Raw genomic sequence first — 18,959 nt, 5'->3', positions numbered from 1 at the left:
GCTGACCGAGGCGCCGCGCAGAGCGCAAGGCGATAACGAGCCCCGTGCTTCAAACCACCGGTCTGTAGCAGGGCCGCTCATCGACACGTGACGCCCCCCGACCAGTCCCTGGGAGCAGGCCGTGGAATACCGGACAACCCGTCCATTAGCTGCTATATGCCTTGAGGCGCGTACTGATATGCCGCCGCCCCCATTGTGGCCTTGTATGGATACCGGCATGCCGATCCGCCATTCGAGCACCGTCCTTCTTGCCAGCCTGGGTCTGACCGCCGCCATCGGCGCGCTGTCATTCTCTGCCATTCTGGAAATGCGCCACGACGCCCTGGAAGTCGCCAGCGCCAACGGCCACAACATCGCCCTGCTGGTGCAGCGCGACATCCAGCGCAACCTCGACCTCTACGACATGACGTTGCAGGCCATAGCCCGCGCTCACACCCAGCCGGAGATACGTGGCCTGTCCACGGAAACCCGCAACCTGCTGCTTCGGGCCTACACCGCCCCCACCCGCGGGATGGGCTCGGTATTCCTGACCAACGCCGACGGCATCGCCACCTACAGCTTCGGCAAGGAAATCCCCACGCGCATGGACCTCTCCGGTCGCGAGTACTTCCAGGCGCTGCGCATTTCGCGGACGGATGCGCCCTATCTCAGCCACCCCTACATCCCTTACTCCAGCGACGCCCGCAACAGTATCGCCATCAGCCGCCGGCTGGAGCGCGAGGACGGCAGCTTCTCCGGGATAGTCGGCGCGAACCTGGAACTGGCCTACTTCAACGAGTTGTTCAGCGGCCTCAACCTGGGCGATAGAGGCACCGTCAGCCTGCACATGCGCGACGGCACACTGTTGGCGCACTGGCCCGACTCGGTGCCGGTGGAGACGCTGAACGAATCCTTCGAGCACTACCGCAGCAACGACGCGGAGAACTTCTTCGACACCAACAGCGACGGCCTGGAGCGCTGGCACGACTTCCGCCCGGTCGAGGGCTACCCGCTGGTATTCAGCGTCGCCCTGCCCTCCGACGAGATCTACGAAGACTGGTATTGGCGCGCCGGCCTGATCGGCCTGCTGGGTATGTCCCTGGTCGGCACGGTGATGGGTCTGGCAATGATCGCCCTGCGCCAGATACGCGAGCGCGATCGCCAGGAAGCCGAGCTGCGCCTGGCCGCCAGCACCGACCCGCTGACCGGCCTGAACAACCGCCGCGCCTTCGACCTGCGCGCCGACCATGAATGGTCGCGCTACCAGCGCAGCGGCGCGTCGCTGTCGGTCATGCTGATGGATATCGACAAGTTCAAGGCCTACAACGACCACTATGGCCACCCGGCCGGCGACGTTGCGCTGAGGACGGTTGCCGGCGTGATCGCCCAATGGTCGCGGCGGCCAGCCGATTGCGCGGCGCGCTTTGGCGGCGAGGAATTCGTCGTGCTGCTGGGCGACAGCGGCGAAGCGGAAGCCCTGGAGCTGGCCGAGCAGATACGCGCCAGCCTGCAGGCGCTCGCGGTACCCCACGAGCACGGCCCGCTGGGCATGCTCACCCTGAGCATCGGCGTAGCCAGCACCTCACGCTGCAAGCCGTCCAGTTGGGCCGAGCTGCTGCAATCCGCCGACAGTGCGCTGTACCAGGCCAAGAACGGCGGACGCAACCGGGTGGTCGCCTTCCACTGCGCCGAAGTCGAGGCCTCCTAGCCGCGCAGGCTCCGCACCTTCTCGGTTCGCACTCGAAGAGAAACTCGAACGCCTCTACCTGGCGCAACGCATCGCTCATGCGCGCTCCCAGGTGTAGAGGCCATGGCCGCGAATCAGGAAGCCGGGGCAGTCCGGGCCTCCAGCCGGGGCTGCACCCGGGCGGCCAGGCGGGCGACGTCCTGGTCACGATCACATGAGGTCATGACCCGCGACGCCCGCGCCAGAGCGAGTTGCCGAACTTCTGTCGCGGTTCTATTTGCTGGCAACGACCAGCCCCTGTTATTCTTTTAAATTATAAAAACCAGTAAAATTCATATTGGTATATACCAAATAGCCTCCTCTTCAATACGCCCATCGCAGTAGCCGGCCGTTGGCCGTATCGGAGAAAGCTTCCATGTTTGCCTTGCGGGTCATGCTCGAATACTTCCATCCCTGGCCCAATTCGGCCGGTTTCTATCTCGCCCGTGAACGCGGCTGGTACCGCGAGGCAGGGCTGGACGTGGAACTGGTGGTACACGACCCCTACCACGGCGACACCCTGGAACACCTGGCGCGCGGTGCCGCCACTTTCGGCGTATTCCCCAGCAACCGCCTGCTGGTGCGCCGCGAGCTGGGCCAGCCGCTGCTGGGCGTGGCGGCGATCAACCATCGCGGCCTGGAGTCGATCCAGACCCTGACGGACAGCGGCATCCGCCGCCCCCGTGACCTGCAGGGCAAACGCCTGGCGCTGAACCCCACGCCGCGCGGCCTGGCCATGGTGCGGCACCTGGTGTCCCGCGATGGCGGCGACCCGGATGCGGTGGAGTTGGTCGACGCAGGCTTCCGCGAGCTGCGCCCCGAGGACCTGGCCGCCGGTCTCGCCGACGCCAGCTTCGGCGGCTACTGGGCCTGGGAGGCCCTGCTGCCCAGCCCCATCGCCGAGGAGCGCCGCGTGGTGCTGCCGGTGGACGAAATCGGCGCCCCGCCCTACCACAGCTATCTGCTCGGCGCGCGGGAGGACTGGCTCGACGCCAACGCCGAGATCGCACGGCGTTTCCTCGCGGTCACGGCGCGCGGATTCCTCGCGGCAGCGGCCGATCCGGAAGCCGCGCTGCCGGTCTACGAACGCACAATTCCCTACTTTCCCCAGCCGATGCTGGCAGAATCCCTGCGGCGCATCGCGCCCAGCTGGTTGCACCAGGGCCGCTGGGGCGAGCAGCGCGAGGAACTGCTGCAGCCCTACGCCCAGTGGCTGCACGAATACGGCGTGCTGCGCGACCCGGAGGTCTGGCGCGGCGCGACCAGCAATGCCTGGCAAGTGGAGAACCCAGCATGACCAAACGCCTGAGCCACGGCATGGGCCTGGACCCGGTGGAGCCCGACTGGCCGGTGCTGACCGCCGCGGAAGTCCGCGCGCTGCTCGCCGACTTTCCGGCCGCCGGCGACGAGGCACGCCTGACCTGGCACAGCCCCCGGCCCTTCTCCGCCGCCGCGCTGGTGGAGTCCGCCAGCGGCACGCTGTTCGTCAAACGCCACTCGCCCCGCGTGCGCACGGCGGCATGGCTGGCGGAGGAGCATGCCTTCCTCGATCACCTGGCCCGGCGCGGTGCGCCAGTGGCGCAGGTACTGCGTGATCGCCAGGGGCGCAGCGCTATCGAACGCGACGGCTGGACCTATGAAGTCCACGAGAAAGCCCAAGGCCTGGACCTGTACCGCGACGCGCTGTCCTGGACGCCGTTCCAGCACAACGCCCACGCCTTCGCTGCCGGCGCCGCGCTGGCGAAACTGCACCGCGCCGCCGAAGGTTTCGACGCCCCCTCGCGCACTGCCGGCGTGCTGCTGAGCAACCTCAAACTGTTCGGCGCGCCGGACCCGCTGGCCGCCATCGAGGCGACTTTCAAGCAGGCGCCCGCCCTTGCCGAGTACCTGCAGGCACGCCCATGGAAGGAAACCCTCAGCGAGCTGCACCTGCCGCTGCAACGCGAACTGCTGCCCTACCTGCAGCGCCAGCCATCGCTGTGGACCCACAACGACTGGCACGCCTCGAACCTGCTGTGGAGCGAGGACGGCCCGCAGGCGCAAGTGGCCTCGGTGCTGGACTTCGGCCTGAGCGATCGCAGCTTCGCGCTGTTCGACCTGGCCACCGCCATCGAACGCAACCTGGTGCCCTGGCTGGAATTGGACCAGGGCCGCGCCGCCGTCGCCGACCTGGATGCACTGGACGCCCTGCTGCAAGGCTATGCCAGCGTGCGCCCGCTGAGCCGCGACGACCTGCTCGCCCTGGCGGCGCTGCTGCCGCTGGTGCATGCGGATTTCGCGCTGTCCGAGGTCATCTACTTCCACGGCATCCTCGGCTCGGCCGAAAGCGCCTCGCTGGCCTACGACAACTACCTGATCGGCCACACGCGCTGGTTCCTCGACCGCGAAGGCCAGCGCCTGCTGGACCATATCCGCCAACTGGCCGCGAAGGTGGATTGAAATGAGCGACATTCTGATCAGCGCCAAGGAACTCGCCGCCACGCTGGACGATCCGCGCCTGTGCCTGCTGGACGCCAGCGTCGAACTTGCGGCACCGGAGTTCGACGGCGATTACCGTGTCGAGAGCGGCCACGCCGGCTGGCTCGCCGGGCACATTCGCGGCGCGCGGCATGCCGATCTGCTCAGCGACCTGGCCGACCCGCAAGCGTCCTTCAGTTTCGCCCTGCCTGATCCGCAACGGGCGCAGGACGCCCTGCGCAAACTGGGCCTTCACGACGATTCGCTGATCGTGATCTACGACCGCAGCGACGGCTTCTGGGCGGCGCGCCTGTGGTGGATGTTGCGCAGCCTGGGCATCGACGCGGCCGTGCTGGATGGTGGCCTGCGGGCATGGATCGCCGCCGGCTTTGCGCTGCAGCAAGGCGAATCCACCGAGGCGGAAAGCGGCACCTTGTCGACCCCGGCAAACTACCGGGAGGGCTTCTGGATCGACCGCCGCGACGTCGAGCAAGTCGTGGCCGGCAAAGCTGACGGCACGCTGGTCTGCGCCCTGTCCGCCGCCCTGTTCGACGGCAGCGCGGTCAGCCGTTATGCCCGCCGAGGGCACATCCCCGGCAGCCGCAACCTGCCGGCGCGCAGCCTGTTCGACGACGACGGCTGCTACCGGCGCGGCGCGGCGCTGGGGGAAGCCCTTGCCGGGCTGTGCCAGGCCGAGCCGCCATTGTTGCTGTACTGCGGTGGCGGCATCTCCGCCGCCGCCCTCGCCCTGGCGCTGACACTGGCCGGGGAAACGCGGGTCGCGATCTACGACGGCTCGCTGCAGGAGTGGGCCGCAGAGCCCTCGCTGCCATTGACCACCGGAGCAGCTCCGGCCTGACAGCCCTTCCACGGGCCATCCCGTTTCACATCCAAGGCCAACCGTTTCGCGCGGGAGGGGCTAGGCCCCGTGCATTCCCGGCGCACGCCCCGGCACTATTCAGGAGCGTTTCATGCAGTACCTGTCGCGCCCCGCGCGCACGAGATTTCCCCTCAGCCTGCTGACCCTGGCCGTGCTGCTGGCCAGCGGTCCCGGCCACGCCGAAGACGTTACGACCCTGGATACCATCACGGTAGTCGGCCACGACACCGAGAGCTACGCCAGCAATCGCGCCTCGGTCGGCGGCTTCGGCGAAGCCCCGCTGCTGGACACGCCGGCGTCCATCTCGGTGTTCAACCAGGCCCTGCTCAAGGACCAGCAGGCGCGCCTGCTCAGCGACGTGCTGAAGAACGACGCCTCCACCGGCGAGGCCTACGCACCGGTGGGCTACTACGAGAACTTCGAGATCCGCGGCTACTCGCTCAACGCCGCCAGCAGCTACAAGATCAACGGCCGCACCATTACCGGCGAGCAGAACGTGGCGCTGGAGAACAAGGAGCAGGTCGAGGTGCTCAAGGGGCTGTCGGGCCTGCAGAGCGGCGTCTCCGAACCCGGCGGGGTGATCAACTACGTCACCAAGCGTCCCCAGGACGTGCGCTCGGTGACCCTCGGTACCGACGATGAAGGCGGCCGCTATATCGCTACCGACGTCGGCGCCTGGCTGGGCAGCGAGCAGACCGTCGGCGTGCGCGTGAACCTCGCCCACGACGACCTGCGTTCGTACATCGACCACACCGACGGCCAGCGCGACTTCGCCTCCCTGGCGCTGGACTGGAACCTCTCGGCCAACGCCCTCTGGCAGTTCGACGCCGAATACCAGAACCGCCGCCAGCCCTCGGCGCCCGGCTACCAGTTGCTCGGCGGCACGCAGCTGCCCCACGGCATCGACCCGCACGACCGCCTCGGCTACCAGAGCTGGGCCGACCCGGTGCGCATCGAGTCGCTGAACCTCAACACGCGCTTCGAATACCGCTTCGACGACGCCTGGACCGGCACCCTCAGCGCCTCGCGCAGCAAGGTGGTGATCGACGACTACAGCGCCTTCCCCTGGGGCTGCTACGGCGCCGCCAGTTGCGCCGACTCGGCAGTACCCAACTACTTCAGCCCGGAAGGCGACTACGACCTCTACGACTTCCGCAGCCCGGACGACACCCGCCGCAACGACGAACTGGAAGCCGCCCTGCACGGCCAGTTCGCCACCGGCTGGCTGCGCCACGAGCTGACGGTCGGCACCTCGGCCTTCCGCCGCGTGCTGGACAGCCGCCCGGAACTCAACGAATGGGTCGGCACTGGCAACATCTACACCGGCATCGGCGCGGTGGAGCCTTTCGACGGCGAGCCCGGCCACAGCTACCGCCACCTCGACAGCCGCCAGTACGGCCTGTTCGCCAGCGACCGTGTCTCACTGAATGACCAGTGGCAGGTCGTGCTGGGTGGTCGCCAGGTCCGCCTCGACGAACGCACCTTCGACAGCGAAGGCGACACCACCCGGCATACCCGCCGCTCGGAGTTCCTGCCCAATGGCGCGGTGATCTTCAAGCCACGCGCGGATATCTCGATCTACGGCAGCTACAGCAAGGGCCTGTCCCTGGGCGGCGAAGCGCCGTGGTTTGCCAGCAATGCCGGCGATACCCTGGCGCCCACCTCCTCGCGCCAGGTCGAGTTCGGCATCAAGCAGGAGTTGGTCGGCTTCGACTGGAGCGCCGCGCTGTTCCAGATCCACCAGGCCTACCAGTTCGCCCGGCCCAACGGCGACGGCACCTTCACCTACGTGCAGCAGGGCCAGCAGAAGAACAGCGGGCTGGAGTTGTCCGCCAGTGGCCGGGTAACCTCCGCCCTGCAACTGAGCGGCAGCGTCGCGGCGATCCGCTCGCGCGTGGTGAACAGCGGTACCGACGACTACGAAGGCCACCAGGCGATCAACGTCCCGCGCCTGCGCGCCAGTCTTCAAGCGGACTATGCACTGGCCGGCGTGCCGGGACTTTCCCTGCTCGGCGCGGCGCGCTACAGCGGCGCCAAGTACGCCGACCGCGATGGTGCCGTCGAAGTCGGCGGCTACACCGTCTATGACGCCGGGGCGCGCTTCAGCACGCGCATCGGCGACTACCCGACAGTGCTGCGGCTGAGCGTCGACAACCTGTTCGACAAGCGCTACTGGCGCGATGTCGGTGAATATTTCGGCGACGGCTACCTGTTCCAGGGTGCGCCGCGCACGGCTCGCCTGACGGCGAGCGTCAACTTCTGAGGTAAGCGCAAGATGTCTGCTCTGGAAATCATCGCGGTGATCGTCAACGTGCTCGGCGTCTGGCTCACCGCCCGGCGCATCCGCTGGTGCTGGCCGGTGAACGTGGTGGCCGTGCTGCTCTACGCGTGGATCTTCTTCAGCGTGAAGCTTTACTCCGACATGCTCCTGCAGCTGGTCTTCGTGGTGCTGCAGTTCTACGGCTGGTGGCAGTGGAGCCAGGGCGGCAGCGACCACGGCAAGGTGCGCATCGAACGCCTGCCCCTCACCACCGCCGTCACCAGCTGCCTGGCCGGCGCTGTCGGCGCCTTCGCGCTGGGCTGGGCAATGCATACCCACACCGACGCCGCCCTGCCCTGGCTGGACGCGGCGCTGACCGCCTTCAGCCTGGTGGCGAGCTTCTGGGCGGCGCGCAAGTACGTCGCCAGCTGGTGGCTGTGGATCATCCTCGACGTCGTTTACACCGGGGTCTTCCTCTACAAGGCGCTGTACCTCACCGCCGGGCTCTACGCCGGCTTCGTGGTGCTGGCGATCTACGGCCTGCTGGCCTGGCAGCGCGAGCTGCACGAGCAACCGCCAGCCCTCGCCGCCGGCCATTCCTGAGGATTGCCATGCTTTACCAGGCCATCCCGCCACACTACGCGCGTATCCGCGACCAGCTGGCCGCGGACATCGCCCAGGGGCGCTTCCTCGCCGGGCAGAAACTGCCCCCCGAGCGCGACCTCGCCGAGCGATTCGACTGCACCCGCGTGACCCTGCGCCAGGCCCTGCAGCAACTGGAAACCGAAGGCCTGATCTATCGCGAGAACCGTCGCGGCTGGTACCTCAGCCCGCCGCGCATCGACTACGACCCGACGCGCCTGGTCAGTTTCATGGACTACGTGCGCCGGCAGGGCCGCGAGCCGCTCACCGAATGCCTGAGCGCCGAACGCCGCCGTGCCGGCGCCTGGCTGGCCGCGCGCATGGGCCTGCCCTCGCCGGACGAACCGGTGTTCCGCCTGCACCGCCGCCGGCTGATCGACGGCCGCCCGGTGCTGGTGGAGATCAATACCCTGCTCGCCAGCTGGTGCCCTGACCTGCTCGACGCGCGCCTGGACCGCTCGCTGACCACCGTGTTGCGCGAGCGCTTCGGCAAGGTGCAGACGCGCTGCACGCTGAACCTGCGCCTGGGCACCGTCAACGACGACCAGGCCGAGCTGCTGCAACTGGCCTCGGGCGCCAGCAACCTGGTGCTGGAGCGCTTGAACTACGCCGAGGACGGCCTGCTGGTGGAGTTCGACCAGGAATTCTGGCGGCCGGACGCCGTGTCGGTGGCCGTGCAGGCGGATTTCCCGTCGCGGCTTCATGAATGAGTAATGACCCGATTGCGCGCCAAGCGCGACCTCTCCCTCGACGGCCTCGCCCGGCTCTGCGGCATGAGCTGTACCATGCTCGCGCAGATCGAATCCGGGCGCAGCGTCCCGTCGATCAAGGTGCTATGCAAGATCGCCCAGGGCCTGAAGGTCTCGGTCGCCGCCTTCGTCAGCCGCGCGCTGTTCCCCTTCGACGTCTCGCGCCAGGTGGAACTCTACGAACTGCGCCTCAAGGGCCTGACCAGCGAACACTCCAACGGCCACGCACCCGGACAGCAAGGCGGTGGCGTATCGGGTGACGACTTGCTGAGGAGTTGGACTGAGGTTGAGTCCGTCGTACCTAACGAAGGGTCGGACGGAGTTTCCGGACAGGTCTGAATGACAAGGCTGCTGCCCAACTGGTGGGATCGTCGTTCCCCTGGAACGGACGCCCGCCATGCTCATCAACGCCGCTCACCGGTTCTTCGATCACAGCCGCCATACCCTGAAAATCCGGGGCGTTGAAGCCCCGCTCGACGTGCTCGCCTTCGAGGGTGAAGAAGCCCTCAGCCAGCCCTTCGCCTACCGCATCGAATTCACCAGCACTCACCTCGATCTGCCTGCCGATACCTTCCTGCTCAAGGACGCCAGCTTCAGCCTGCGCGCCCCGCCCGAGCAACTCGGCATCCCCGGCTACACGCCACCGATTGCCCCGCCGCTGCGCACCCTGTACGGCACCATCACTCGCTTCGCCCTGCTGGCCGTCTCGCGGGATGAGTCGCGCTACGAAGTGACCTTCGTGCCGCGCCTGAAGCTGCTGGGGCTCGCCCGCCAGTACCGCATCTACCAGAACCAGAGCGTGCCGGAGATCGTCGAGCAGGTGCTGCGGCGCAATGACTTCGCCGGGCAGGATTTCCTCTTCCAGCTGACCCGCGAGTACCCGCAGCGCGAACAGGTGATGCAGTACGGCGAGGACGATCTCGCCTTCATCCAGCGCCTCACTGCCGAAGTAGGCATCTGGTATCGCTTCTCGATGAACCCGGAGCTGCGCATCGAGACGGTGGAGTTCCATGACGACCAACGCCATTACCTGCCCGCGCCGTCCCTGCCGTTGCGTCCGCTGTCATCGCTGGAGTCCAGCGGGCAGGATGCCGTCTGGGGCCTACAGAGCCGCTACGAACGGGTACCGCAGCAAGTCAGCAACCGGGCCTATCACTACCGCGATGCCGGCGCGTCGCTGGATGCACAGGTCGACCTGCTCAAGTCGCCGCAAACCACCTATGGCGAGGCCTACCACTACGGCGAGCCGCACCAGACCCTCGGCGACGCCTACGCCCAGGACGAAGACCTGGAGAGCGAGAGCGGTTACTTCTACGCGCGCCTCGCCCACGAGCGCTACCTCAACGCGCGCACGCGGCTGACCGGCAGCACCAGCAGCCCCGTCCTGCTCCCCGGCCAGGTGCTGAAACTCGATGACGTCGACGCGGCCTACTTGCAGGGCGCGGTGGTCGTCCGCCTGAACTGCAGTGCCGCCCGCGATCGCAGTTTCGAGGTGCAGTTCGAGGCCATCCCTTATCACGAGCAGGTCTGCTTCCGCCCCGACGTACCGGCCAAACCCGTCATCGCCGGCAGCCTCCCGGCGCGTGTCACCAGCCCCGAGCCGAACGATCTCTACGGCCACATCGACAAGGAAGGCCGCTACAAATGCCATTTTCTGTTCGACCGCGACCATTGGCCGGCCGGGCGTGAATCCCTGTGGTTGCGCCTGGCGCGCCCCTATGCCGGGGATACCTATGGCCTGCATTTTCCGCTGATCCAAGGCACAGAAATCCGCGTCGAATTCGAAAACGGCGACCCCGACCGGCCCTACATCGCCCACGCCATGCACGACTCGCGGCATCCCGACCTCGTCACCCTGCAGAACTACAAACGCAACGTCCTGCGCACGCCGGCCAACAACAAATTGCGCATGGAGGACTCGCGGGGCAAGGAGCATATCAAGCTCAGCACCGAGCACAGCGGCAAGAGCCAGCTCAACCTCGGGCACCTGGTGGACGCGCAGAAACAGAAACGCGGCGAAGGCTTTGAGCTGCGCACCGACGGCCACGGCGCCGTGCGTGCCGGCAAGGGCCTGTTCATCAGCGCCGACGCCCAGCCCGGCGCCCAGGGCCAGACCCTGGACATGCAGGCTGCCCTGCGGGAATTGCAGGAGTCCTTCGAACAACTGCGCAACATGGCCCGCGATGCCGCCCTGGCCATCGTCGAAGCGCCGGACCTGTATGCCCCCGAACAACTCAAGGGCGCCCTCGACCTGCTGCAGCAACCCGGCATCCTCGCCAGCGCCCCGGACGGCATCGCCCTCACCAGCGGCCAGCACCTGCAGATCGCCGCCGCGCAGAACCTGCTCGCCACCGCTGGCGGCAACATGGACGTCAGTGTGGTCAAGCGCTTCACCGCCGCCGTCGGCCAGAACATCAGCGTCTTTGCGCGCAAGCTGGGCATGAAGCTCTTCGCCAACCAGGGCCCGGTGAGCATCCAGGCGCAGAACGACCGGATGGAAATCCTCTCCCGCATGGGGATGGACATCGTCAGCACGGAAGACGAAATCCATTTCACCGCCAAGAAGAGGATCATCCTCAACGCCGGCGGCACCTACATAACGATGGACAACTGCGGCATAGAGTCCGGCACCCAGGGTGACCACCTGATCAAGTCGGCGCACTTCGACATGCGCGGGCCGGCCAAGCTGCATCCGGACGTCCCCTGGCTACCCCGCGACCTGAACGACGAAGCCAAGTCGCAAAGCGACTACCGCCTCTCCCTGTAAGCGAAGTGCAAGGACCCTTTCGATGATCATCAGCCCTCCCTTCCTTCCCGCCCCGATAGCGGGAGAAACCGACGAAGCCTTCGTCGAACGCGCCATGCCTGGCGGCGCGGTCGGCGATGGTGCCTACCCGCTGAGCTTCGATCTCAACTGGCATGGCGGCGTGCACTTGCGCGCCCCCCAGGAAAATGGCCGCGTGTTGCCCGTCAGAGCTATCGCAGATGGGACCCTGGCTTACTTCCGCCCGCCGACAGAAAAAACCGACGACCCCACGCATGCTCTTAACTACGGCGACGGTTGGACCGACAACGGCTGCATCGTCCTGCGTCACGAAACCGAGATCGGCGAAGGCGAACGCGGCCAAGTGGTGTTCTATTCGATCTACATGCACCTGTCGAAAATCAACATTCCCCATCCGCAGCTCCAGCAGCGCATCTACCGCAAGGACAGCATGGGCGAAGCCGGGCAGATCTACGGCAGTACCGGCAAGATCCACTTCGAGATCATCGCCGACGACAGCCAGATCGCCCACCTCACCGGCCGCCAGCAACGCGACCTCGACTACCAGACTCACGATGGCCGCACCGACAGTTGCTGGGGTGACATGTACTTCTACATTCCCGCCACCGCGCTGGGTTACGCCACAGCGCCAACTGCTCCCACGCAAACCAGCAACCAGGCCGAAGTGACCTACCGCTGCCCGCAGCCGACCGGCGCCTGGAACAGCGTGGACGGCTTCATCGGCAGCGAAGGCTACAACGCCCTGGTCGGCGCAAAACTCAAGGAAGGCCTGTTCGTACGCATGGCCTACGACCGAGGGCAATGCACCCTGACCACCTACTTCGCCAGCGGCGAACTCATCGGCACCCAGCAGGAAGACACCGACTTCGAATACAACCTCTACACTACCGCCACCCGCCGCTACCCCGGCTGCCCCAGCGCCGGCTATGAACTGCTCCGCTTCGGCCGCGTACTGGGGCCGGACACCCTGCAACCGGCCAATGCCGCGCACTGGCGGAAGATCAGCCTGCCGGAGCGCACCAACCCGCCCGCCACCAGCGCCTGGTTCAACCTCAACGCCCCCGGCGTCACCCGGTTCAGCGACGCCGACTTCCCTCACTGGATGGGCTGGCGCCTGATCGACGATGACCAAGACTCCGACAGCCATTGCCAATCCGACTACATCCGCGGCCTGCTCGAACCGCCGAGCTACGTGAGCGACCCGCCACCGCGCCAACCCGATGCCGCCACGATTGCCACCTCGGCGGAGTACGAGAGCATGTATGAGGGCGACCGGCGGCGGCTGTCCGAGCAGTACGTGGCCGAGAGGGAGCTGAACACGACCCGACTGAAAGAGCCTGAGAACCAGGGCAAGCTCAAACGCCTGATCTGCAAGTTCCCCACTGAATGGTCGAAGAATGATTTTGAGCTTCGCTATGGGTGGTTGAAGCGGGTCGCGGATAACGGGCCAATGTCTGAGGATGATTTCAAGAAACTTGAGCGACACCATCACGCGTTGGCGTTTTGGGAGGAGGTTGGCTTAGGGGAGATAAAAAACAAACATTGGCACTTTCCACCGAAAGAAATAGTTCTAGTATGGCGAAAGTGTGGATGGTTTTCCAAAGATGAATTAAAGATATCTCTTCAGCCAGCACCAACCATTGGCATTCAACGCGCAGAAGAGTTAAGACCTCAAATGAACCTAATGCTCTCAAAGTATCTAATAAACACATCAAAAACCCGAATCTCCCACTTCCTATCTCAAGTAGGAGTAGAAACTGGATGGTGGCAATACCGGGAAGAAATCGGCAATGAACGTTACTTTAGAACTATGTACGAGGTAATCACACCTACTGAAGCAGGAGAAGATTATGACCGAGCATTAACCTTGCAAAGAAATCTCCCATCAGGGAGAAGACCGATTGAGCTCGCCAACCCCGGCCCAAACCCACAGCCAACAATAAACAAACCAAACTATATAAACTCACGCCCCGGACAGATATCTCAAAAAGCAGCTGGAATGGACAACGGAGTTGCAAACTCAACGCATGGAGGACGAGTAGGCGACGGCGCTAGGTTCCACGGAAGGGGTTTCCTCCAAATCACAGGGCGAAGAAACTATCGAGGATACCAATATATCGAAGTAAAGACTTCACCTCAGACCCGAACCCAAACCTTCTTGCCACTAATGATTACAATGCATGCGATGCATCCGGATTCTATTGGGGGAGAGAAAAAATCAACAGAAGTGCAGACATCGGAGCGACACCCGACGTTTCCAGAAAAGTAGGATCAATTGTCAATTTAGGCCATCCAAATGGCACACCTCACGGGAACAGCTTAAGAACTCAAGCATTTGCCATAATCTGGAGAACACTAAATGACAAAACTGAATAGAATTATATTCATACTTCTGGCGAACGCAGCTCAATCCAACCCAGCCCTAGCAGACCAAGACAGCCAGTACTGCGATGCGAGAGGAGTGTTTCCATCAAACTACAGAACGGAGTGCAAAAAAACAGAGGAAATGACTATAATTACGGCACAACGAAACGTCGAAAAATCCGCATACGCAACAAATTTAGACAACATCCCAACAACTTTAATTGTTGGTGACAAACCGCATTTCATTACAAGAAGAATATCATCCTCAAAAATCTATACAGAGCTATTTAATCTACCAACACCTAATAACTCATCGCCCTCCTCATCAACAGCGAGAAAAAAAATCGCGCACCCAGACTGGAAACTAATTGACATGAGAACAATCGAATATAAAGGCGCAAATGAAGAAAACGGACAGACCTTGGTCTGTCTAACGTTATTGAATACAAAAAAGAAGACAATCAAAGCATTGATAAAATGCAGCGATTTCTATGAAGAGGACATCCAGGAAATAAATAACCTTGAAAACAACCTGAAATAACCTCACCATGAAACCCACTCAACCTAAATAAGGACTTACACTCCCAATCCAACCATGAATACCCGAGCCACTTGAGATTACAAAACAAATCAACCTCTTTAAACCACCCCTTTAAATCAAAAACCTGCCAACTCAGCCATGACACGAACAACACACGCCAATTCCTCTATGCATTTCCGATACAACTCTCGGAGACATAAAAACCGAAGTATTATGCTTATGATTTCAACTACACTAAACGCAAGAATGGGGAGAAATATTTTTTCACGCTAGACCCAAACACCGAAATCAGCACCGAATCAGGCTACCGCTGGAAGCGGTAAGTAACAAAATACACAGCCAACCCATGAAACTACCATGAGAGCAATATATATCGCTACGACAATAACAGCACTTTTATTGTCAAACCCTATTAGGGGAGAATCACAGGCCACCACTGAAAATGAAAAGAATATTATTTGCGGCTACAAAATCAGAGAAAAACATTAAATAACATTAAAAATATCGAATCAACGCCAAGCAGCAGAATACAAACAAACAAACAAACAAACAAACAAACAAACAAAATATCAACAACAATAGGAGCAGGCGACAAAAACATACTAGCCAGAATAAATATCTCTTGCTACAACCCCATTCCAATCACAACAGAAGAATCCACAAGCGCAAAGCTGGAAATAGAAAAAGGAGACTCCGGCGGCCGATATTATCGAATAGTAAACTGGGAAAAGAAATACACGGAAGCAACTGGCAGGGAACCATGACCTACGTCAACTCAATATTTTGGGACAGACAGAGAAGCGCCACTCCCGACCAATTCCTAGCATGCCCAAAGAACTCTAGGAATCCGTGCTTCTATATAGACATAGACCCTTCCACTCCATTATCCAAAAGAGAAGCCCTGAAAATTAAAAATATCATAAAAGATATATCAACACCCCATAACCACTAACACAAACAAAGCCATGCACACTCCATCAAAAACCATCCTTATTTTCACACTCCTTTCCGCAACTAACGCACTAGCCGATAAACCATATGAGCAACCAATCTGCAAAGAAAACACGAAACCAAAGAACAACATAACTATAATATTAAAACATAAATCCTACCTCCTTGAGACAGGAGACAAAGACTGCAAAGTTAATTACGCATATATTCCAATCAACGATGACAGTCTCATAATCCTTGTAGGGCCTGACACAGACGAACTGGGGATCAATGCGCAGAATGATATCTACCTGGCAACATCAGACAAGTCAATCGCGAAAAACATCGGTTCAATCCCAATCAGAGCAGACTTCGTGGGCGGCGGAACCTTCAGAGACATATTCCAAGTAGGAGGCTCCCTGTTTCAGACAACATACAAAATAGATGGTCGACAATTGACTATTTCCCAACCCAGTTACGAACTCGTATTCTCTGACTCACAATGCGTGTATAGATCGAGAACATCTAACCATTGCACAACAATGATAGGCTCCTACAGTAATCCTATCTGTGTTTGGCGCGACAATCATAGGCAGACATTAGCAAGAAAAGAAAATTGCGAAGCACTTCAAGACTTTCTAAACAATCCACAAGGGGAGGCTAATTGAACCACTTCTCTTATATTAAAAAGAACAGAAAGTTAAAATATTTATTTCACACCCTGACTCATCAATCAGACCAATAGCAGAGAAATAAATCCATCCACTTTCGCACATTAACAAATATGCAGATATCGAAATGAATATAAAACCCCACCTATTGGCAATTCCTATTCTTTCCCTTTTTACTTGCACCCCCACAAGAGCAGAAATTATTGACTTCTTCCCATCAGGCGAAAACAAAGCCACAATAAAAATTGAAAACAACGAAGTTGAGATACTTAACGCCAACGCCCTGGAAAAGAAAATAGAATTCGACACTGAAAAACCATTGAACATAGAAATTTCTGATTATAACTTTGACAAAGCTCTGGACTTTTCCATATGGCATTCCGACGATGGAATGGGGACGCACAAGATATACAGGATATTTCTATACAACAAAAAAACCAAAACCTTCTCTGAAGCACAGTCCAAGTGTGGAGACGAATTCATAAACATCAGAACAGACAAAAAAACAAAGACAATCGTAATCACCATATTTGAAGACAACATCCCAAAGCTCTGCCACACAAAACTATAGAAACTTGGGAATACATTTGCTTACTACCACTGCTCCAACACCAACCGTACCTATGGCAAAAGTGCGTCCACATTTTTTCAGCTCCCCTGAATAAAAAAGGCCCAGCAGGTTCCCCTGCCGGGCCTTTCTCATTTCCGCGCCCCGAGATCAGCAGGTGCAGCACATCATCGGCATGCCGTTGCAGCTCATCATCATGGGCATGCCGCAGTCCATCATCTTGTTCATCAGCTGGCAGCAGTTCTTCAGCATGTCCATGTTCATGCCCATCATCGGCATCACGGCGTCGGTGTTCATCGGCATCTGCATGGCGTTCATCATGGTGGAGCTCCCTGAATCGATTGGAATGAAGTGCTGCGAATGGGGTCGATTCTAGGAAGGCGCGGCGGCGGGACAAGATGGCGGGGGAACGGCGGTTTCTGTCGTGTCTTCCCGCGATTCGCGGTTCGATGATGGCGGTGTTATTCGCAATAGCTTCACTCACGACGCTGAAACAAATTCCAGCGAATCCCTGGAGTGAGCTCCGGCAACATGGATATCCCATCCAGTGTGTAGAAAGAACTGTCGTGAATATTGAACCTAACCCGCTTGCAAAATTTCGTTTCCGGCGGCGAGCCACGTCCCAGAGCGCTTTCACGCCATTTTCTGGCCCGCCAATTCAGGCATATGGAAATGCACTTTTAATATTTAGGGAAATAACAGACGAGCTTCTATAGTGGCGACCTGGTTCAAATTTCCCCATCGCAAGGAAGTCCGATGCTGCGCCATCTGTTCGCCGCCAGCCTCGCCCTGTCGCTGTTCGGCTGCGCTCCCCCCGCTGCTTCCGTCCATACCACCAACCCCAACAGCTCGACCCTGCAGGGCGCCCCCACACGCGCGGCATAGGCGCAGTGGCTGCACACCGAGTTGTATTTCGCGCTGGTCCGGGGGCACGGCAAGGAGAAGATCAGCAAGCAGCGCCCCTCGCTGTTCGCCCAGCAATAGCGGCCAAAAAAACGGCTGACGCGTCCGCAGGAGGACGGTTAGCATCCTGAGCATTCAACCCGGAAGCGAGTAGTCGAGATGGCGAACGAAACCTACATTCCCCCCCGCGTCTGGACCTGGGACAAGAGCAACGGCGGCACCTTCGCCAGCATCAACCGGCCCATCGCCGGCCCGACCCATGACAAGGATCTGCCGCGCGGCAAGCACCCGCTCCAGCTGTATTCGCTGGCCACGCCCAACGGCGTGAAGGTCACCATCCTGCTCGAGGAACTGCTGGAGCTGGGCGTGACCGGCGCCGAGTACGACGCCTGGCCGATCAGGATCAGCGACGGCGACCAGTTCGGCAGCGGCTTCGTCGGGATCAACCCGAACTCGAAGATCCCCGCCCTGCTGGACACCAGCGTCGAGCCGGAGCTGCGCATCTTCGAATCGGGCTCGATCCTGGTGTACCTCGCGGAAAAATTCGGCCACTTCCTGCCCAGGGACCTGGCCCAGCGCACCGAGACGCTGAACTGGCTGTTCTGGCAGATGGGCAGCGCGCCCTTCCTCGGCGGCGGCTTCGGCCACTTCTACGCCTACGCGCCGGAGAAGTACGAGTACCCGATCAACCGCTACGCGATGGAGGTCAAGCGCCAACTCGACGTGCTCGACCGCCAGCTGGCCGAGAACCGCTACATCGCCGGCGACGAATACAGCATCGCCGACATGGCAATCTGGCCCTGGTATGGCGCGCTGCTGAACAACCAGGTGTACGAGGCGGCCGAGTTCCTCGACGTGGAGAGCTACACCCACGTGCGCCGCTGGACCGACGAAATTGCCGCGCGCCCGGCCGTGCAGCGAGGCCGTCGGGTCAACCGCACCTGGGGCGATGATGCGTTGCCGGAGCGGCACAGCGCGGAAGATTTCACGCGCTGAGTCATCCGGCCTGACGCCGTTCCTGCCGGCGGATCGCGGGCAGGGCCCGCTCCTACGTAGTTTGGTATTCCTCAGCGGAGGCTTGCCCTCTCCCCAGCCCTCTCCCTGAAGGGAGAGGGCTGGGGAGAGGGGAAAACGCAGGCACGAACTTTCTGTTCCTGCGAAGGCGTGCCTTCAATCCCGGCTTTGGCTCTGGATTTTGAGGGTTTCCATAGAAACATCCGCACGCTCCGAACTGCCCGTTCAGGAGGCCTCGTTGAATTGAAGTTTCAGGGGTTGAGCGGCATGGATGCCGCGAGAGCGGCGATGGGCCAGGGATGGCCCTTCGTGGGGGGACGCCTAGTTCGTGCCCCTGAAACTTCGATTCAACGAGGGCATTTTTCGCCTAGGCGAAAAACCGGATGTCCGGGGCAAGACCTTTGCCTTCTTTGGGGCGTTTGCCAAAGAAGGTCGCCCGAGGGGGCGAAACAGGAAGTTCGCGCGCACGCCGAAGCGACGCGGGAAACCA

14 protein-coding genes and 3 pseudogenes are annotated in these 18,959 nt (G+C 61.1%); 15 read left to right on the top strand and 2 right to left on the bottom strand.

The window, feature by feature from the left end; all coding sequences use genetic code 11:
• Positions 1-217 precede the first annotated feature (217 nt).
• Positions 218-1,687 (top strand): sensor domain-containing diguanylate cyclase, encoded by a 1,470-nt coding sequence (locus MJ122_RS05780; RefSeq protein WP_239742896.1) that lies wholly within the window; start codon positions 218-220, stop codon positions 1,685-1,687.
• 25 nt (positions 1,688-1,712) lie between these two features.
• Here the strand turns inward: MJ122_RS05780 and MJ122_RS05775 are convergent.
• Positions 1,713-1,872: pseudogene (locus tag MJ122_RS05775) on the bottom strand (class II aldolase/adducin family protein); the annotation flags it as partial.
• A gap of 209 nt (positions 1,873-2,081) precedes the next feature.
• Between MJ122_RS05775 and MJ122_RS05770 the strand changes: the two are divergent.
• The 12 genes and pseudogenes from MJ122_RS05770 (at position 2,082) to MJ122_RS05715 (ending at position 16,555) form a co-directional block, all read left to right on the top strand.
• Positions 2,082-3,002 carry an ABC transporter substrate-binding protein gene (locus MJ122_RS05770; protein ID WP_239742894.1) on the top strand — a complete coding sequence of 307 codons (921 nt, stop codon included), beginning with the start codon at positions 2,082-2,084 and terminating at the stop codon, positions 3,000-3,002.
• Positions 2,999-4,144: a phosphotransferase gene (locus MJ122_RS05765; protein WP_088421026.1), complete on the top strand. Its 1,146-nt coding sequence runs from the start codon at positions 2,999-3,001 to the stop codon at positions 4,142-4,144. Before MJ122_RS05770 ends, MJ122_RS05765 begins: the two co-directional genes overlap by 4 nt.
• 1 nt (position 4,145) lies before the next feature.
• Positions 4,146-5,021, top strand: coding sequence for a rhodanese-like domain-containing protein (locus tag MJ122_RS05760; protein WP_239742892.1), 876 nt, complete (start codon positions 4,146-4,148; stop codon positions 5,019-5,021).
• A gap of 112 nt (positions 5,022-5,133) precedes the next feature.
• A complete protein-coding gene (locus tag MJ122_RS05755; RefSeq protein ID WP_239742890.1) occupies positions 5,134-7,305 on the top strand; it encodes a TonB-dependent siderophore receptor in 2,172 nt (723 codons plus the stop codon).
• Positions 7,306-7,317: 12 nt separating this feature from the next.
• Positions 7,318-7,905: a nicotinamide riboside transporter PnuC gene (gene pnuC / locus MJ122_RS05750; protein WP_239742888.1), complete on the top strand. Its 588-nt coding sequence runs from the start codon at positions 7,318-7,320 to the stop codon at positions 7,903-7,905.
• A gap of 8 nt (positions 7,906-7,913) precedes the next feature.
• Positions 7,914-8,654, top strand: a complete 741-nt coding sequence (locus MJ122_RS05745; RefSeq protein WP_239742886.1) for a UTRA domain-containing protein — start codon at positions 7,914-7,916, stop codon at positions 8,652-8,654.
• A gap of 3 nt (positions 8,655-8,657) precedes the next feature.
• A pseudogene (locus MJ122_RS05740) lies at positions 8,658-8,933 on the top strand (helix-turn-helix transcriptional regulator); the annotation flags it as partial.
• A gap of 157 nt (positions 8,934-9,090) precedes the next feature.
• A complete protein-coding gene (vgrG, locus tag MJ122_RS05735) occupies positions 9,091-11,460 on the top strand; it encodes a type VI secretion system Vgr family protein (RefSeq protein WP_239742884.1) in 2,370 nt (789 codons plus the stop codon).
• 22 nt (positions 11,461-11,482) lie between these two features.
• Positions 11,483-13,747 carry a M23 family metallopeptidase gene (locus tag MJ122_RS05730; protein WP_239742882.1) on the top strand — a complete coding sequence of 755 codons (2,265 nt, stop codon included), beginning with the start codon at positions 11,483-11,485 and terminating at the stop codon, positions 13,745-13,747.
• Between the two features lie 90 nt (positions 13,748-13,837).
• Positions 13,838-14,383, top strand: a complete 546-nt coding sequence (locus MJ122_RS05725; RefSeq protein WP_239742879.1) for a hypothetical protein — start codon at positions 13,838-13,840, stop codon at positions 14,381-14,383.
• A gap of 458 nt (positions 14,384-14,841) precedes the next feature.
• The gene (locus MJ122_RS05720; protein WP_239742877.1) at positions 14,842-15,147 is read left to right on the top strand and encodes a hypothetical protein; all 306 of its coding nucleotides are present in this window, start codon (positions 14,842-14,844) and stop codon (positions 15,145-15,147) included.
• A 964-nt stretch (positions 15,148-16,111) separates the two neighbouring features.
• Positions 16,112-16,555, top strand: coding sequence for a hypothetical protein (locus MJ122_RS05715; RefSeq protein ID WP_239742875.1), 444 nt, complete (start codon positions 16,112-16,114; stop codon positions 16,553-16,555).
• Between the two features lie 147 nt (positions 16,556-16,702).
• Here the strand turns inward: MJ122_RS05715 and MJ122_RS05710 are convergent.
• Positions 16,703-16,834: pseudogene (locus tag MJ122_RS05710) on the bottom strand (hypothetical protein); the annotation flags it as partial.
• Between the two features lie 474 nt (positions 16,835-17,308).
• Between MJ122_RS05710 and MJ122_RS30015 the strand changes: the two are divergent.
• Entirely contained in the window at positions 17,309-17,437 is a 129-nt protein-coding gene (locus tag MJ122_RS30015; protein WP_275590610.1) for a hypothetical protein, read from the top strand.
• Positions 17,438-17,614: 177 nt separating this feature from the next.
• Complete coding sequence (yghU, locus tag MJ122_RS05705; protein ID WP_239742873.1) at positions 17,615-18,451, top strand: glutathione-dependent disulfide-bond oxidoreductase; 837 nt, start codon at positions 17,615-17,617, stop codon at positions 18,449-18,451.
• Positions 18,452-18,959 lie beyond the last annotated feature (508 nt).

Origin of the sequence: Pseudomonas sp. DP-17 (genome assembly GCF_022380625.1) — a bacterium.
In the GTDB taxonomy this organism is placed as follows: Bacteria; Pseudomonadota; Gammaproteobacteria; order Pseudomonadales; family Pseudomonadaceae; genus Pseudomonas; species Pseudomonas nitroreducens_A.
The sequence above is the reverse complement of the archived record's forward strand: the minus strand, read 5'-3'. Positions and strand labels throughout refer to the sequence as shown.

What these genes read in the sequence shown, in the direction of transcription:
- MJ122_RS05725 (WP_239742879.1), top strand. Translation starts at nt 13,838, where the DNA reads ATGACAAAACTGAATAGAATTATATTCATACTTCTGGCGAACGCAGCT.
- MJ122_RS05770 (WP_239742894.1), top strand. Translation starts at nt 2,082, where the DNA reads ATGTTTGCCTTGCGGGTCATGCTCGAATACTTCCATCCCTGGCCCAAT.
- MJ122_RS05760 (WP_239742892.1), top strand. Translation starts at nt 4,146, where the DNA reads ATGAGCGACATTCTGATCAGCGCCAAGGAACTCGCCGCCACGCTGGAC.
- MJ122_RS05715 (WP_239742875.1), top strand. Translation starts at nt 16,112, where the DNA reads ATGAATATAAAACCCCACCTATTGGCAATTCCTATTCTTTCCCTTTTT.
- vgrG (WP_239742884.1), top strand. Translation starts at nt 9,091, where the DNA reads ATGCTCATCAACGCCGCTCACCGGTTCTTCGATCACAGCCGCCATACC.
- MJ122_RS05745 (WP_239742886.1), top strand. Translation starts at nt 7,914, where the DNA reads ATGCTTTACCAGGCCATCCCGCCACACTACGCGCGTATCCGCGACCAG.
- MJ122_RS05755 (WP_239742890.1), top strand. Translation starts at nt 5,134, where the DNA reads ATGCAGTACCTGTCGCGCCCCGCGCGCACGAGATTTCCCCTCAGCCTG.
- MJ122_RS05780 (WP_239742896.1), top strand. Translation starts at nt 218, where the DNA reads ATGCCGATCCGCCATTCGAGCACCGTCCTTCTTGCCAGCCTGGGTCTG.
- MJ122_RS05765 (WP_088421026.1), top strand. Translation starts at nt 2,999, where the DNA reads ATGACCAAACGCCTGAGCCACGGCATGGGCCTGGACCCGGTGGAGCCC.
- MJ122_RS30015 (WP_275590610.1), top strand. Translation starts at nt 17,309, where the DNA reads ATGCTGCGCCATCTGTTCGCCGCCAGCCTCGCCCTGTCGCTGTTCGGC.
- yghU (WP_239742873.1), top strand. Translation starts at nt 17,615, where the DNA reads ATGGCGAACGAAACCTACATTCCCCCCCGCGTCTGGACCTGGGACAAG.
- MJ122_RS05730 (WP_239742882.1), top strand. Translation starts at nt 11,483, where the DNA reads ATGATCATCAGCCCTCCCTTCCTTCCCGCCCCGATAGCGGGAGAAACC.
- pnuC (WP_239742888.1), top strand. Translation starts at nt 7,318, where the DNA reads ATGTCTGCTCTGGAAATCATCGCGGTGATCGTCAACGTGCTCGGCGTC.